The 14,078-nt window shown below is 71.8% G+C and carries 14 protein-coding genes; 5 read left to right on the top strand and 9 right to left on the bottom strand.

Annotated elements, in window-relative coordinates:
• Positions 1-41: 41 nt before the first annotated feature.
• Positions 42-509 (bottom strand): Dps family protein, encoded by a 468-nt coding sequence (locus tag AWQ68_RS06195; RefSeq protein WP_066936040.1) that lies wholly within the window; start codon positions 507-509, stop codon positions 42-44.
• 115 nt (positions 510-624) lie between these two features.
• Between AWQ68_RS06195 and AWQ68_RS44130 the strand changes: the two genes are divergently transcribed.
• The 3 genes from AWQ68_RS44130 to mmuM all read left to right on the top strand — a co-directional run bounded on the left by AWQ68_RS44130 (position 625) and on the right by mmuM (position 5,902).
• Complete coding sequence (locus AWQ68_RS44130; protein WP_084463693.1) at positions 625-1,545, top strand: helix-turn-helix domain-containing protein; 921 nt, start codon at positions 625-627, stop codon at positions 1,543-1,545.
• A 3-nt stretch (positions 1,546-1,548) separates the two neighbouring features.
• Positions 1,549-4,491 (top strand): VIT domain-containing protein, encoded by a 2,943-nt coding sequence (locus AWQ68_RS44670; protein ID WP_084463694.1) that lies wholly within the window; start codon positions 1,549-1,551, stop codon positions 4,489-4,491.
• 547 nt (positions 4,492-5,038) lie between these two features.
• Positions 5,039-5,902 carry a homocysteine S-methyltransferase gene (gene mmuM / locus AWQ68_RS06210; RefSeq protein WP_066936043.1) on the top strand — a complete coding sequence of 288 codons (864 nt, stop codon included), beginning with the start codon at positions 5,039-5,041 and terminating at the stop codon, positions 5,900-5,902.
• Positions 5,903-6,005: 103 nt separating this feature from the next.
• On the opposite strand, the gene AWQ68_RS06215 is transcribed toward mmuM, so the two are convergent.
• Positions 6,006-6,713 (bottom strand): lysophospholipid acyltransferase family protein, encoded by a 708-nt coding sequence (locus AWQ68_RS06215; RefSeq protein WP_066936046.1) that lies wholly within the window; start codon positions 6,711-6,713, stop codon positions 6,006-6,008.
• Positions 6,714-6,837: 124 nt separating this feature from the next.
• Between AWQ68_RS06215 and AWQ68_RS06220 the strand changes: the two genes are divergently transcribed.
• Positions 6,838-7,602 (top strand): alpha/beta hydrolase, encoded by a 765-nt coding sequence (locus tag AWQ68_RS06220; protein WP_066936049.1) that lies wholly within the window; start codon positions 6,838-6,840, stop codon positions 7,600-7,602.
• Between the two features lie 12 nt (positions 7,603-7,614).
• Entirely contained in the window at positions 7,615-8,052 is a 438-nt protein-coding gene (locus AWQ68_RS06225; protein WP_066936051.1) for a hypothetical protein, read from the top strand.
• A 2-nt stretch (positions 8,053-8,054) separates the two neighbouring features.
• Here AWQ68_RS06225 and AWQ68_RS06230 read toward each other — a convergent pair whose 3' ends face one another.
• The 7 genes from AWQ68_RS06230 to AWQ68_RS06260 form a co-directional block, all read right to left on the bottom strand.
• A complete protein-coding gene (locus AWQ68_RS06230; protein WP_066936054.1) occupies positions 8,055-9,194 on the bottom strand; it encodes a hypothetical protein in 1,140 nt (379 codons plus the stop codon).
• A 70-nt stretch (positions 9,195-9,264) separates the two neighbouring features.
• Complete coding sequence (locus AWQ68_RS06235; protein WP_245655771.1) at positions 9,265-9,978, bottom strand: endonuclease/exonuclease/phosphatase family protein; 714 nt, start codon at positions 9,976-9,978, stop codon at positions 9,265-9,267.
• Between the two features lie 90 nt (positions 9,979-10,068).
• Positions 10,069-11,010 carry an ROK family glucokinase gene (locus AWQ68_RS06240; RefSeq protein ID WP_066936060.1) on the bottom strand — a complete coding sequence of 314 codons (942 nt, stop codon included), beginning with the start codon at positions 11,008-11,010 and terminating at the stop codon, positions 10,069-10,071.
• A 16-nt stretch (positions 11,011-11,026) separates the two neighbouring features.
• Complete coding sequence (locus AWQ68_RS06245; protein ID WP_066936063.1) at positions 11,027-11,497, bottom strand: DUF5304 family protein; 471 nt, start codon at positions 11,495-11,497, stop codon at positions 11,027-11,029.
• Positions 11,494-12,654 carry an ArsA family ATPase gene (locus tag AWQ68_RS06250; RefSeq protein WP_066936066.1) on the bottom strand — a complete coding sequence of 387 codons (1,161 nt, stop codon included), beginning with the start codon at positions 12,652-12,654 and terminating at the stop codon, positions 11,494-11,496. The genes AWQ68_RS06245 and AWQ68_RS06250 overlap by 4 nt, the downstream gene beginning before the upstream one ends.
• Positions 12,651-13,088 carry an SRPBCC family protein gene (locus AWQ68_RS06255; protein ID WP_066936069.1) on the bottom strand — a complete coding sequence of 146 codons (438 nt, stop codon included), beginning with the start codon at positions 13,086-13,088 and terminating at the stop codon, positions 12,651-12,653. The genes AWQ68_RS06250 and AWQ68_RS06255 overlap by 4 nt, the downstream gene beginning before the upstream one ends.
• A gap of 14 nt (positions 13,089-13,102) precedes the next feature.
• The gene (locus tag AWQ68_RS06260) at positions 13,103-13,870 is read right to left on the bottom strand and encodes a metallophosphoesterase family protein (RefSeq protein WP_157544956.1); all 768 of its coding nucleotides are present in this window, start codon (positions 13,868-13,870) and stop codon (positions 13,103-13,105) included.
• Positions 13,871-14,078 lie beyond the last annotated feature (208 nt).

Genomic DNA, 14,078 nt, shown 5'->3' on the forward strand with positions numbered 1-14,078 from the left:
CCCCTGCGAATGCTCGGGGGCACCGGCACAGCCGCGGACGATCAGCGCTGAGCCTGCATCATCCAATGGTGCTTCTCGAGGTCACGGGTGATCCCGATGAGAAGGTCCTGCGTGACGGGGTCGGCCTTCTCAGTCGCGTCGATGCGCTCCCGCATGCGGCGGGTGATCGACTCGAGAACGTCGGTGAAGATCGCGATGACCTTGCCGTCCTCGATGTAGCCGCTGTCGACCCTCGTCACGTGGCTGTCGCGCGCAACGGTGCCGGGCCGGCCGTCGGGGTTCGCTCCCAGCGCGACCGCACGCTCGGCGACGAGGTCCGCGCTCTCGCGAGCGAAGTCCACGACGTCGTCGAGCTGCAGATGGATCGAACGGAAGTGGCGCCCGATGACGTTCCAGTGGGCCTGCTTGCCCTCCAGGGACAGGTCGATCAGATCGATCAGCGCGCCCTGTAGGCAATCCGTGGCGATCTTCTTGTTGTCGGGCGAGAGCGGACTGCTTATCGAGGTCATGAAGGTACCTCCCCCTCGATGGAGTCGTTCGTCATTACCAACGGACTAGCTGCCATACCCCTTCCACGCGAGCTAAACGTTGACAGTGTCACGATGACAGTGTCATCATGGCGGCATGGACGGCACGTGGACCATCGGAGAGCTGGCCGAGCGCGCGGCGGCGCTGCTCGGCGCCGGGCCACGCCCCAACGGGCGGGTCCGCGACGTTCCGAACGCGCGGCTGATCCGGTGGTACGCCACGATCGGTCTGCTCGATCCCCCACTGGCCCGCCGTGGCAGGGTCGCCCTCTACGGCCGACGTCATCTGCTCCAACTTGTCGCGATCAAACGCCGCCAGGCCGAGGGCCTGTCGATCGCGGAGATCCAGACCGAGCTCGCCGGCGCGACCGACGAGATGCTGGAACGCGTCTCCGGGTTGGCCGGCGCCCCGCCCGCGATCGACGCTTCGGCGGGCCCGCCGGGCGGCGTCGCCCCCGCTCAGCCGGGTGGCGCGCCCGACGTCCGCACACCACCGCCGACCGACACGGGCCGACAGCCGGGTCCCGACCGCTTCTGGACGCGCTCCTCCCCCGCTCCGGCTCCACTTCATACGGCGGGGAGCGACCCGGCGTGGCGCGACGGCGTGGCCGCCGTAGCCGAGAGAACCGCCGCGGGCGACGCGGCGCCGGTTGACGCCGGGACGGCCCGAGACGACATGACAGCCGTCACCGCCGGAGCACCGGGCTCGCCCTCCCCCGTACCCGCCTCGTCGAGACCGTTCGACACGATGGACGCCCGGTGGGCCGCCGACCTCACTCGCGCTTCCGCGGCCGACTTGGAGGACGGCCATGCGCGCGACGCCCTCCAACCCCTCCCCGCCGACCTCGTCTACGGCGTACGACTGGCTCCCGGCGTGACGGTCATGCTGCACCAGGCGACGCGCCCGCCCACCGAACGCGACCTGGCGGCACTCCGCGAGGCCGCCGCGCCCCTCATCGCCGACCTCGTCGCCAGAGGACTGGCCGCCCGGCCTGAGTCCGCCATGGAAGGGAGCTGACCGATGTCTGTCCCGATCATCACCCCCCTGCCGCCCGAGCGGTGTCATCCCGTACCGGACGCCGGGCTGGGCGCCCTGGAGACCGCCAGAGGCAACCTTCCGCTGGAGAGCGTCGACATCACCGCCCGGGTCGCGGGCCTCCTGGCCGGCGTCGAGATGGCGCAGGGGTTCCGCAACCCCTTCGACGTCACCTTGGAGGCGACGTACGTCTTCCCGCTGCCGCCCCGCGCCGCGGTGACGGCCTTCCGGATGACCGCCGACGATCGGGTGATCGACGGCGTTTTGAAGGAGCGCGGACAGGCCAGAGCCGACTACGACCGCGCGCTCGCCGAAGGCCGCCGCGCGGCGATGGCCGAGGAGGACCGTCCCGACGTCTTCACCATCCGGGTCGGCAACATCCTGGCCGGCGAGCGGGTGCAGATACATCTCACCCTCAGCCAGCCGCTCCCCTTCGAAGACGGCGCGGCCGAGTTCCGCTTCCCGCTCGTGGTGGCGCCGCGCTACATTCCGGGCACGCCGCTGGACGGCGGCCAGGTCGGCGACGGCACCGCACCGGACACCGACGCGGTGCCCGACGCCTCGCGGATCACCCCGCCGGTGCTCCTGCCCGGCTTCCCCAATCCGGTACGGCTTTCGCTGGTGACGACGATCGATCCCGCCGGTCTGGGGCTCGAGGAGATCCGTTCCAGCCTCCACGAGGTCATCCAGGAGGGCGACACCCTCCGGCTGACGCCGGGCGAGCGCCTGGACAGCGACTTCATCCTGCGTCTCGGCTTCGCGCCGTCCACCTCGCTGGCGCTTGTCCCCGACCCTGCCCCACGCCCCGAGCCCGGTACGCCGGCCGAGGCCGGGTCACGCGGCTCCGGACCCGCCGTCGAGCACGAGGGCACCCCGCCTTCGGCGGAGGGCACGTTCACGCTGACGGTCGTTCCACCCGCTGAAAAGCCGGGCGAAACCGCTCCCCGGGACGTCGTCCTCCTGCTCGACCGATCGGGCAGCATGGCCGGGTGGAAGATGGTCGCCGCCCGGCGAGCCGCGGCGCGCATCGTCGACACGCTCACATCCCGCGACAGGTTCGCCGTGCTCGCGTTCGACACGGCCATCGAGCGTGCTTTCCCCGATGGGCTCACTCCGGCCACGGATCGCAACCGCTATCGCGCGATCGAGCACCTGTCCCGGCTGGAAGCGCGAGGCGGCACCGAGATCCTCGCCCCGATGGAGGAGGCGCTGCGGCTGCTCGCCCCGTCGACTCCCCCGCCGTCGGCAGAGCTGTCGCCCCCTCCTCATCCGACGTCCGGTGAGCAGGCGCTCAGCCATTCCCCTGGCCACTTCCCCGGCCAGGGGCCGGCGCGCCCGGTCTCGTACGAACCGCATTCCTCGCCGCCCCTCGGCTCGACGCCCGCCGCCGGGCGCGATCGCGTGCTTGTGCTGGTCACCGACGGGCAGGTCGGCAACGAGGATCAGATCCTGGAACGCACCGGGGCACGGCTGAGCGGCGTCCGGGTGCACGCCGTCGGGATCGACCGCGCCGTCAACGCCGGCTTCCTCGGCAGGCTGGCCATGCTCGGCTCGGGGCGGTGCGAACTGGTCGAGTCGGAAGACCGCCTCGACGAGGCGATGGAGCACATCCATCGCCGCATCGGCTCTCCACTGGTCACCGGTGTCTCTCTCCGGGCGGACGGGTTCGACATCGTCCCGGGCACCGTCACGCACGCCGGATCGCTCTACCCCGGCGTTCCGCTGACGGTCTCCGGCCGCTATCGCGTCGGTACGGCCACCGGCGAGCCGGCGCGGATCTCCCCACCTGACCTGGAGCGTGGGCCGGCCACCTCCGCGGACGCGGCCGGTGCCGCTGGCGAGAAGGCGCTGACCGTCCACGGACTGACCTCCGGCGGCCGGCCGTGGAACGCCCGCGTGCCGGCGGTGACCGTGAGAGGCGATGCCGCGAGTGGCGCCGCCCGGGCCGTGTGGGCGCGGGGCCACGTGCGCGATCTCGAAGATCGGTACGCGGTCGGCGACCGATCACTGGAACACGAGATCGTCGCGACGTCGCTGCGTTTCGGTGTGCTCTGCCGGTTCACGGCGTTCGTCGCGGTGGACACCCACGTGGCCGCCGACGGCAGGCCGGAGCACCACGTGATCCAGCCGGTCGAGCTGCCCAGCGGCTGGGAGCCGCCTCAGCCGGTCATGGCGGCCGCCATGACCACGATGGCCTTCTCCGCCGAGAGCGCGCCCGCGCCTGGCCGCCCCGCCGACGCGCCCATCGCCTGGATGGACACCGGCATCAGCCCGCCCTCGACCGCGGGGAGCGCGGCACCCGCTCCGGGCCCGTTCCCGCCGCCAGTGGCCCCGTCACCAGCGCCGCCGCCGGGTGCCGCACCGCCATCGGGCCCCCCGCCGCCCGCCGTACCGGGCTCCGGGCCGATCCCGAGGCGGACGACACCTGCGCCGTCGCGACCGCCTCGGCCCGGCCGAGGGTTCACCGGCGGGCAGGGGTGGTCTCCAGGTGGCGAGGTCGCTCCGACGACGAGCCTCGACGGCATCCGGCCGCAGTTGGCCGAGGAACTGCGGCGGCTCCACGCCGTGGAGTCGTCCCCCGAGCCGGTCCGCCGTCGCTACCTCGCGGATCTCGCCAGCCGCCTGCGGGTGCTCGATCACCTGATCGGCGGCTATGCGGAGCTGTCCGCGTTGGGAGAGGCGCTCGATCAGGCCGAACGGGCCGACGTCGACCTCGCCGATCTGTGGCGGCGAGCGGTCGAACTCCTCACCCGGCTTTCCCTCGGCTCCGCCGAGGACACCTCCGCCGAGGACACCTCCGCCGCGCCACCGCTCCCGCCGGCGCAGTCACCTACGGCGGCGGATGCCGAAGAGGCGGGCACCTCAGCGGAGCCGCCCACCGAAGAGCCACCCCGCTCCGAACGCCGCCCCTTCTGGAAGCGCCAATGAACCTCGGTCGGGCACACCGGGCTTCCGTGAACGCACGCCCTGGCCAAGGTTGCGTTCACGGGAGTGGTGTAAGAGTTTCCGCTCGTAGCCGGCGCGGCGTCGTGACATGAGGGCAGCCTCCGCGTGATCTGGCCACCACACTCGCGAAGCAGTGGGCCGGGCCGACCGAGGGATGGGCACGCCGCCGCAGACTTCCACCGCGCGCGGGGCGGCCGCTACGGCGCCCCGTGGGCACGGCCAGGGGCGCCGACGACCGCTGAGCCCCCGCCTGGTCGCAGGCGGGGGCAGGCCGCGTCCGACGGCCCATCCCACGGGGACGGCCGGGGTCGCCGGACTCGGCCGAGGGCGCTCGTGCGGGCGGATCAGTGAGGTTCGTTCAGACGGATGACGTCGGACGGTGGGCGAGGCGCGGGACGCCGAGGTTCCCGCACTCCGCCCGTGTCGGGCCGGTCATCGCGTCCCCCTGCGGGGACGGGAGACCGGCGGCGCAGCACACGGAGGATGAGCCGTTTAAGCCCCATATGCCGCAAACGCATAGGGTTGTTCGGTGAGTTCCACATTGATCCTCGATGGCGGCCTCGCCACCCACCTTGAGGCCCTGGGCTGCGACCTTTCCGACGACCTCTGGTCGGCCAAGCTGCTGATCGAAGATCCCGGCATGATCCGGCAGGTTCATCTCGACTACTACGCGGCCGGCGCGGACGTCGCGACGACGGCGAGCTACCAGGCCAGCATCCCCGGCTTCGTACGGCGCGGCCTGACCTCGCGCGAGGCGGCGGATCTCATCCGCCTGTCGGTCGAGCTGGCCGTACAGGCTCGGGACACTGCCGGGCATGGGCTCGTAGCCGCGAGCGTCGGGCCGTACGGCGCCTATCTTGCCGACGGCTCCGAGTACACCGGCGACTACGACCTCGACGAGGCGGAGCTGACCGCATGGCACCGGGACCGCCTGGAGATCCTTGCGAACGCCGGAGCGGACCTGCTGGCGTGCGAGACCATCCCGTCGCTGGCGGAAGCGCGGGCATTGGCCACGCTGCTGGGTGAACTGCCGTCGGTGCGCGCCTGGGTCAGCTTCTCGTGCCGCGACGACGAGCACATCAGTGACGGCACCCCGCTGCGCGAGTGCGCCGCACTGTTCGCCGAGCTGCCCCAGGTCATCGCGGTCGGCGTGAACTGCACGGCCCCGCGCCACATCCCGGGCCTGATCGGCCGGCTCAAGGGCAAGCCCGTCGTGGTCTATCCCAACTCGGGCGAGACATGGGACGCGGCCGGCCGCCGCTGGCTCGGCCTCACCGATCCCGTGGAGTACGGCGAGGCCGCCGCCCGGTGGCACGCCCTGGGCGCGGCGTATGTCGGCGGCTGCTGCCGCACCACGCCCGAGCACATCCGCCAGATCCGCACCCGGATCTGAGCCCAGGGACGGCCTCACCAGGGCTCAGCAAGTGACCATCAGAAGTCGGGCACCCCGCGACGAGACCCTCGATCCGTGACCGCTCGTGCCGTGGAACGGGCGGTCAGGACTTCGACGCGGCCGCCCGGGCGGCGCGGACCATCTCGACCTTGGCGCTGGCGGCGTACTTGTCCACGTACTCCTGGCCGGACAGCTCCATCAACGCGTACATGATCTCGTCGGTGACGGCGCGGAGCACGAGGCGGTCGCCTTCCATCCCGTAGTAGCGGGAGAAGTCGAGCGGCTTGCCGTACCTGACACCGGGACGGATGCCGAACTTGGGGATGGGGTGCCCGGGCGGCATCATCTCGAACGTGTTGACCATCGCCCACGGGATGACCGGAGCGCGGGACTCCAGGGCGAGCCGGGCGACACCGGTCTTGCCCTTGTACAGCCGGCCGTCGGGAGAGCGCGTCCCCTCCGGGTAGATGCCGAGGACCTGGTTGTCCTTGAGGATGCGCAGACCGGTACGGAGCGCCGCCTCGCTGGCCTTGCCCCCGGAGCGGTCGATCGGCACGGTTCCGACACCCGAGAAGAACGCGCGGCTGACCATGCCCTTGATGCCGCGACCGGTGAAGTACTCGGCTTTACCGAGGGAGATGACCTTGCGCGGCAGGAACCCCGCTCCGAAGAAGTGGTCGGCGAACGACAGGTGGTTGCCCGCCAGGATGACCGGACCTTCGGCCGGCACGTTCTCCATCCCCTGTGCCCAGGGCCGGAAAATGAGCCGGAGCAATGGCCAGATGGTGTACTTCACCACCCAATACAACACCGTGGGCGCTCCTTCGATCGGATGTGCAAGTCATCTTCCCATGTCTTAAGGTGCTCGCACTAACCATGGCCAACGTGCGACTATCGGGCGAATCTGGAGGAGCACCCGACACGGAGGTTCTCTCATGCCGCTGCTTCCCGGCGCCGAGCCGTACCAGCATGACGGGGGCGAGATCGGCGTCCTGCTGTGCCACGGGTTCACCGGATCCCCTCAGGCGCTGCGTCCGTGGGGCGAGTATCTCGCGGAGGCCGGGCTGACGGTCTCCCTTCCCCGGCTGCCCGGCCACGGCACGACCTGGCAGGAAATGAACCGGACCCGCTGGGAGGACTGGTACGCCGAGCTGGACAAGTCGTTCGCCGATTTGCGCGGCGCGTGCGCCGAGGTGTTCGTGATGGGCCTGTCGATGGGCGGGTGCATGGCGCTCCGGCTCGCGGAGGTGCACGGCGAGTCCGTACGCGGGGTGGTCGTGGTCAATCCGTCCGTGGTGCGCGACGTGCCGATGCTGCGGCTGGCTCCGGTGCTGAAGTGGTTCCTGCGGTCGGCTCCCGGCGTGGCGGGCGACATCAAGAAGGAGGGCGCGGTGGAGCTCGGCTACGCGCGGACGCCGGTCCGGGCCGCCGCCACACTGCCGCAGTTCTGGAAGCTCGTCCAGCGCGACCTGGACCGGATCACCCAGCCGGTGCTGGTGTACCGGAGCCCTCAGGACCATGTGGTGAAACCGGCGAGCGTGGAGTTCCTTCGGGAACGAATGGGGAACAATCTGGAAATCAGAGAACTACCGGACAGCTACCATGTCGCCACGTTGGACAACGATGCTCCCACGATCTTCGCGGGGAGCCTCGACTTCATCCGCACGCATGCCTCGGTACCCTTGACGAAGGACTCCTGACCCGGGATCGAAGTGACGCCGCAGAGTGACGAGGACGAGGTCTGGCGTCAGATCGTCGCCTCCTTCAATGAGAAGGCCGAGGACACCTCGGCCGGTCAACCATGGCCTGACCGGGAGAACGTCCCGGACGAGCCCCCCGCGGAGGAGAAAGAGGAGGACACCGAGCCCGTCCAGGCGGCCGTCCAGGAGCCGGGCGACGACGAGGACCACTACATCCCTCCGGCTCCTCCCCCGCTGCCCAAGGCGGACGGCGTCACCAAGCTGGCGTGGGCGGCCCTCTTCGGCGGCCCCGCGTACCTGCTGCTCGCTGCCCTGCTGAGCTGGCCGATGGACGGCTGGATCGTCTTCACCGCCGTGGCGGCGTTCATCGGCGGGTTCGTGGCCCTCGTCGTGCGGATGGGCGACGGACCGCCCGCCGACTCCGGCTGGGACGACGGCGCCGTCATCTGACCCTATTTGGCCGAGGTGCCGAACGTCTCGATCACGTCGTGGTAGCGGTCGTTCGCGTCGAGCGTGTGCCCGACCGCCATGGTGGTCGCGCCGACCCTGGTCACCGCCTGCAGGCGGACCGTACGGTCGGGCACCGAGTCGCCGTGCACGACCTTCCACTTCGAGCCGGTGTAGGTGAGCAGGAAGGCCGTCCCGGGCCGCGCGGGATCGTAGCCCGACACCCAGAACGCGCCGTCACCGTCGCCGGTCACGCCGTACAGCTCGGCCTGGGCGACGGGCAGCTTCTCCCTGGTCCAGCTCTCGCCGTCCCAGGACAGCACGAGTGGCCTGATCTTTCCGGAGCGCTGGTAGACCCCGCCGACCGCGACCGCGCGCTTTCGGCTCTGGACGTAGATGTCGCGCAGGAAGCCGCCCTTCACCGCCGGGACGCGGGACACCTTCCAGCCGGTCGTGGTGAGCCGGAGGATCACCGGCCGGGAGCCTGAGTCGCCGACCGCCCAGCCCTCCGACTTGCCGGTGAGGCCGACGCCGTACAGGGCGCCGATCGGCCCCTGCACGGTCGCCCAGCCGGTCCAGGAGGGAGCGGCCGCGTCGGCGACGAACGTCCGGCCGTCCCGGCTGCCGACCAGCACCACTCTGCCGGTCGTCGCGGCCACCGCGCCGATCCAGTCGCCGCCGCGCAGTTGCGGCACGGCGAGCCGGTCGAACCCGTCGCGGTTTCCCCTGGCGACGTACGGCAGGCCGTCGTGGCCGTCCCCGACCGCCCACACATCGTTCTTGGAGGCGGCGGCGACGGAGCGCAGGTGCCCGGCGCCCGTGGTGTCGTTGCGGACGTCCACCTCCGTCCAGGAGCTGCCGTTCCAGTGCGTGATGACGCCCTGGTTCTGCCAGAAGTCCCAGACGTCCTGCTGGCCGACCGCCCAGACGTCCTTCTCGGAGAGTCCGGCGACGTCGGAGAGGGAGCCGTCCGCCTGGAGCTTGGCGGAGGACGTCCGGCTGCGCGCGGCCTGCTTGCCCGACTCCGGGCTTCCGGGTTCGGCGTAGGCGGGCGCCACCGAGGTGGCGCACAAAAGGGAACCGGCCACGAGACCGGCGAGGAGCACACCAAGCGGTGCCGCGCGCCGTCTGTGGCGGCGGGTCATGAACAAATCGTACGGTGACGGGAGTGACCTGTGTGCGCGAGGTCACCATTCCGGTCCTGAATGTGATGTATTAGACCGATTTCTCGGCAGATTCGGTCGCCGCGCCGCCGAGTGTGTCTCCGTACAGATCCGCGACCACGGGGCGGTGGTCGCTGGCGATCACAAGGTCGGCGGGGTCGGCGTCCGCGGCTCCGCAGCACGCCACGGCGAGGCCGGGGGCGGCGAAGATCCCGTCGATCCGCTTCGCCGGCCGCCTGGCGGTGAAGGTCCCGCCCTCCCCCTTCGGCGACTCCCCGTAGCAGTCCGCGAAGCGCCGGGCGAGGTAGCGCCAGGTGGGCCCGCCGGGCTCCTCGTTGACGTCCCCGCACAGGACGGCGCGCGCCCCGAAGATCCGGGCGAGGCGCTCCACGATCGGCACGATCTCGGCGGCGTGCCGGAGCCGCGCCCCGGGGTGCAGATCGAGGTGGAAGCAGCACACCGCGAGCCGCAGGCCGCCCTTCTCGACGACCGCGAAGACGACGACGCGCGGCTCCAGCGCGGGGAACCAGCGCAGCCGGTGCTCCGCGGCGTACAGCACCCGCACGGCGGGGCCGGTGAGCACCGCCGTACCGGCCAGGCGCGATCCGGAGACGCGGCCGCCCGCCGCGATCGTCAGGCCGGTCTCCCGGGCGAGGCGGCGCCGCCTGCCGGGGAGTCGCGGGGCCTCCTGGACGCACAGCACGTCGGGCCGCATGGCGTTGACGACCCGCACGAGCGCCCGGCGGTCGTCACGCCCCGCCCGCACGTTGTAGGTGGCGATCCTGATGCCTGACAGCGGTCGCTCCCGACTCCCGTCCGTACGTCGCGTGCCCGGTGCGGTTTCGCACCGGCGGTGTCAGCGGACCCGGGCGAGGTCGGCGGCGCCCACCATGCCGGCGGCCGGTCCCAGCTCGGCGGCGCGGATGCCGGCGAGCGGGCGGTGCCCGCGCCCGGTGAGGCGGGCGGCGTAGTCGGCGCGGACCTGGTCGAGGAACAGGTCCGCCGCGCCGGAGACGCCGCCGCCGATGATGAAGCAGCCGGGGTCGAGGACCGCGGCCAGGTCGGCCAGGCCCTGGGCCAGCCAGCCGGCGAGGAACTCGAACGCGGCGAGCGCGGCGGCGTCCCCGTCCCTGGCGGCGTCGGTGACGTGCTGTCCGACGATGGCGTCCGGGGAGCCGGCCAGCTCAAGCAGGCGGACCGCGGAGGACGGGTCGGCGGCGGCGTTGACCCGCGCCCGCCGCACGAGCGCGTTCCCGCTGGCGTACTGCTCCCAGCAGCCGTGGTTGCCGCATCCGCAGGGCAGGCCCTCCGGCACCACCTGCATGTGGCCGAGCTCGCCCCCCATGCCCCAGCGGCCCCGGTAGAGCTCGCCGCCGAGGACGACGCCGCCGCCGATGCCGGTGCCGAGGGCGACGCACACGACGTGGCTCTCGCCCCGGCCCGCGCCGAAGCGATACTCGCCCCAGGCGGTGGCGTTCGCGTCGTTCTCCACCACGACGGGAAGGCCGACCAGCTCGGCGACCTTCTTGCGCAGCGGCTCCTCCCGCCAGGCCAGGTTGGGGGCGAACCGGACGACCGACCGGGTCTCGTCCACGAACCCGGCGGCTCCCAGCCCGACGGCCTCCACGGCGTGGCGCCGGGCCAGCTCGGCCACCGCGTCCGCGATGGCGTCGGCCACCAGCTCGGGACTGTCGGCCGGCGTCGGCCGCAGGGCGCGGTCGAGGACCTGCCCGTCCTCCGTGACGACACCCGAAGCGATCTTCGTGCCGCCGATGTCCACGCCGATGGTCAAGGCCATGTGCTCGAAACCTCTGTCAGCCCAGGTCGATGTGTTCTACGTGCGGCTCTTCCGGCCGCTTGGGCGGGGTCGCCCGCTGTTGCAGGGCGTCCACCGCCTGGCGCAGCGCGGCGACCAGCTCGCCGCCCGCCGCGATCAGGTGATCGGTGACGTCGCCGCCGGACTCCTTGCCCGCGGCGATCACCCGGCAGACCGGGCAGGCCCGGCAGATGTACTCGTCGTGGTCGTGGGCGGCGACCGCCTCTCCCCACACGTCGTCGGTACGGCCACCGCCGAACGCCCCGCCGAGGCCACCGCCCAGCGCGCCGCCGAGCCCGCTCACGCCGCCCTTCACGAAGCCCTTGCCCAGCTCGCGGCCGACCCGCCGCTGCAGGGCGTCGAAGAGCTTCATCGCCTCATCCGCGATCGACCCGAGCGGGTCCTGACGCGGGGAGCCGTTGGTGTCCTGGGTTCCGTTGGACCCGTTGTTCGTGTTGCTTTCCGTCATTTCGCCCCTCCTGTCTCGAACCGTACCCGGAGGTGCCCGTCGCGGAGCACCGCACCGGCGATCCCCCTCCGGGCCAGGGCCGCGGGCAGGGCGATCACCCGCCGGTAGGAGCCCGCCGTGACGATCAGGTCCTCTCCCTTGCGGGCCAGATCCACGGCCTCCTTGTCGGCCAGAGGGAGGGCGAGGACCAGCTCGTCGGCGTCGACGCGCATCGGCGGCTCCGCGCTCGGAGGGGCGAACGGGTCGGCCGTGCCGTACAGCGCGGCGGCGACCTCCGCCAGGGCGCGCGGGCCCACCGGCTCGGCCGGGAGATAAGGGACGGTGTGGACCGGCAGGGGCGCGAACGACTCGTGGATCTCCGCGAGGTGCCTGGCCTGCGCCTCCACCCAGCCGCGCCGCCAGTCGTCGGCGTCGTCGGCCGGGAAGACGCGGTTGGCGACGACCCCGTCCACGCGGTAGCCGTACAGGCTGAGCGAGGTCAGGGTGCGCCGGGCCTCGGCGACGACCACGGCCTCGGGGGTGAGCACGAGGCGGACCGAGGCGTTGTCGCCGGTCAGCAGCTCGCGGACCTCCATCAGGCCGCGGTGCAGCCGCTCTCCCGCGGAGATGACGGCGCCCTCGGGGGCGCTCACCTTGGCGACGTGCCTGACCACCGGCGAGACCGCGCGCAGCACCCGCCGCAGGCCCGGCAGCAGCCGGTTGACGTGCCAGTCGAGGGCCTCGGGGAGGGCGAGCAGCCGCAGCGTCTCGGCGGTGGGCGCGCAGTCGACCACGACGACGTCCCAGCGGCCGGTGCGGGCCTGCTCGCGCAGTTCGAGCAGCGCGATGATCTCCTCGGCGCCAGGCAGGACCGTGATCTCCTCAGAGGTGATCTCGTCCAGGCCCAGCTCCTGGAGCACGTTCCTGGCGTACGCCCGCAGCTCGCCCCAGTGGCGTTCGAGCGCCTTCTGCGTGTCGACCTGCTGGAGGTAGAGCCCCGGCGCCGCCTGGACCGGCTCGCCGGAGCCGGGCACGGCGAGCGCGTCGGCGAGGGAGTGGGCGGTGTCCGTGGAGACGACCAGCGTCTTCAGTCCGCGCTCCGCGGCGAGGGTCGCGGTCGCCGCCGCCGCGGTGGTCTTGCCGACGCCGCCCTTCCCCGTGAAGAGGAGGACCCTCATCGGCCTTCGACGCGCTTCTTGAGCCCCTTGAGGGCCGTGTCGACGATGACCTTCTCGGCCTTGCGCTTGATCATTCCGATCATCGGCACCTTGAGGTCCACGGCCAGCTCGTACGTCACCTCGGTGCCGCCGGAGGTCTCGGTGAGGCGGTAGCTGCCGTCCAGGCCGGAGACCATCTTGCCTGGCTCGACGATGTGCCAGATCACGGCGTCGTCGTCCGTCCACTCGTAGCCGAGGACGTATTCGTCGCTGATCACTCCGGCGTCGAGGACGAACCGGACGCGTGCCGCCCGGCCCTGCTCGCCGGTCTCCAGGACGCTCGCGGACCTCACCTGGCCGGCCCACTCGGGATAGGCGGGAAAGTCGGCGATCACAGTCATGACGGACGACGGGTCGGCGTCGATCGTGATGCTCGACGTGGTTCGATCAGCCATGGGCTAACCGTACTTCACCATTCCAGGGCGAAAGGCGTGCCGCGCCCGCGGAAATGACCGACGTTGACGCACTCGGTGCGCCCCACCCGGGTCCTGCTCACCAGGGGCTGGTGGACGTGCCCGAACAGCGCGTATCTGGGCTGCGTCCTCCTGATCGCCTCCAGGGTGGCCTCGCTGCCGCGTTCCAGCCGGCGGGCGACGACGTCGTAGAGCAGCTCGGGGATCGCGGGCGGGATGTGGCAGCACAGCACGTCCACCTCGCCCAGCGCCTCGACCTTGCGCGCGTACTCCTCGTCGTCGATCTCGTACGGCGTGCGGTAAGGGGTGCGCAGCCCGCCGCCCACGAAGCCGAACCTGAGCCCGCCGATCTCGGCGGTGGCGCCGTCGAGGACGACGTGGCCCGGGCGGACGAACTCCCGCCACAGCCGTGGGACGTCCACGTTCCCGTACGTCATGTAGGCGGGCGTCGGCATCGCCTCGAAGATCTCGGCGTACTGGCGGCGGACCGCGGCCTCGATGTGGTCGCGGGGGTCGCCGCCGAGCGCGGCCCACAGCGCGGCCGACATGGCCCGCGCCTCGTCGAACCGGCCGGCGGTGCGCAGCCCGATGAACTCGGAGGCCTTCTCCCGTCCGAACAGGTCGGCGAAGATCCCGCGCGAGTGGTCGGCGTAGTCGACGAAGAGGATGAGGTCGCCCAGACACACGAGGGCGTCGGCGCCGTCGCCCGCCCGTGCCAGGGCGTCGGCCCGGCCGTGGACGTCGCTGACGACATGCACCCTCATGGCGGACATGGTAGTACCGGTGCCCGGACCGGCCCGGGCGCCCGTCCCGATCGCGCGTTCGAACCTCCGGAGCGCCGACAGGTAAGGGGCGGGTCCGGTCTCCTCCACGGAACGTCCGGTGCGACGAACCCCGATGACCGCCCTGATAGCGTGCGAATGCGCAGATAACGCCTCTGTGACGGATCTACCCACGCGTAACTTCGCACGG

The organism is Microtetraspora fusca, from assembly GCF_001570365.1.
Taxonomy (GTDB): Bacteria; Actinomycetota; Actinomycetes; order Streptosporangiales; family Streptosporangiaceae; genus Microtetraspora; species Microtetraspora fusca.

What these genes read in the sequence shown, in the direction of transcription:
- AWQ68_RS06230 (WP_066936054.1), bottom strand. Translation starts at nt 9,194, where the DNA reads ATGACCCGCCGCCACAGACGGCGCGCGGCACCGCTTGGTGTGCTCCTC.
- AWQ68_RS44670 (WP_084463694.1), top strand. Translation starts at nt 1,549, where the DNA reads ATGTCTGTCCCGATCATCACCCCCCTGCCGCCCGAGCGGTGTCATCCC.
- AWQ68_RS44130 (WP_084463693.1), top strand. Translation starts at nt 625, where the DNA reads ATGGACGGCACGTGGACCATCGGAGAGCTGGCCGAGCGCGCGGCGGCG.
- AWQ68_RS06220 (WP_066936049.1), top strand. Translation starts at nt 6,838, where the DNA reads ATGCCGCTGCTTCCCGGCGCCGAGCCGTACCAGCATGACGGGGGCGAG.
- AWQ68_RS06240 (WP_066936060.1), bottom strand. Translation starts at nt 11,010, where the DNA reads ATGGCCTTGACCATCGGCGTGGACATCGGCGGCACGAAGATCGCTTCG.
- AWQ68_RS06255 (WP_066936069.1), bottom strand. Translation starts at nt 13,088, where the DNA reads ATGGCTGATCGAACCACGTCGAGCATCACGATCGACGCCGACCCGTCG.
- AWQ68_RS06195 (WP_066936040.1), bottom strand. Translation starts at nt 509, where the DNA reads ATGACCTCGATAAGCAGTCCGCTCTCGCCCGACAACAAGAAGATCGCC.
- AWQ68_RS06260 (WP_157544956.1), bottom strand. Translation starts at nt 13,870, where the DNA reads ATGAGGGTGCATGTCGTCAGCGACGTCCACGGCCGGGCCGACGCCCTG.
- AWQ68_RS06250 (WP_066936066.1), bottom strand. Translation starts at nt 12,654, where the DNA reads ATGAGGGTCCTCCTCTTCACGGGGAAGGGCGGCGTCGGCAAGACCACC.
- AWQ68_RS06245 (WP_066936063.1), bottom strand. Translation starts at nt 11,497, where the DNA reads ATGACGGAAAGCAACACGAACAACGGGTCCAACGGAACCCAGGACACC.